This is a genomic window from Halomonas sp. ATBC28 (genome assembly GCF_005937175.1).
In the GTDB taxonomy this organism is placed as follows: Bacteria; Pseudomonadota; Gammaproteobacteria; order Pseudomonadales; family Halomonadaceae; genus Vreelandella; species Vreelandella titanicae.
Map to the genome: position 1 here is coordinate 1 of NZ_VCQL01000170.1, position 402 is coordinate 402.

The following is a 402-nucleotide window of genomic DNA, read 5'->3' on the forward strand; positions in this document are numbered from 1 at the left end:
GGATGCCAGCGCGCGCGGTATTCGTCACGGTGATGTGGTACGCGTCTTTAACGTTCGTGGTCAGGTGTTGGCTGGAGCAGTGGTTTCTGACCGTTATGCACCCGGCGTGGCGCGAATTCACGAAGGGGCATGGTACGATCCGGACAAAGGCGGCGAGCCAGGGGCGCTGTGCAAATACGGTAACCCCAACGTCTTGACCATCGACATCGGTACTTCGCAGCTGGCGCAGGCGACCAGTGCGCACACTACGCTGGTGGAAATTGAGAAGTACAACGGAACAGTGGAGCAGGTGACGGCGTTTAACGGCCCCGTGGAGATGGTGGCGCAGTGCGAGTATGTTCCCGCGTCGCAGGTGAAATCATGACCACGCTGACAGCACAACAGATTGCCTGTGTTTACGCC

At 59.0% G+C, this 402-nt stretch carries 1 protein-coding gene; it reads left to right on the forward strand.

Annotated elements, in window-relative coordinates; translation table 11 throughout:
* Positions 1-364: molybdopterin dinucleotide binding domain-containing protein (locus E0L35_RS25870; RefSeq protein ID WP_283241557.1), on the forward strand; the 364-nt coding region annotated here is incomplete at its 5' end.
* Positions 365-402: the final 38 nt, after the last annotated feature.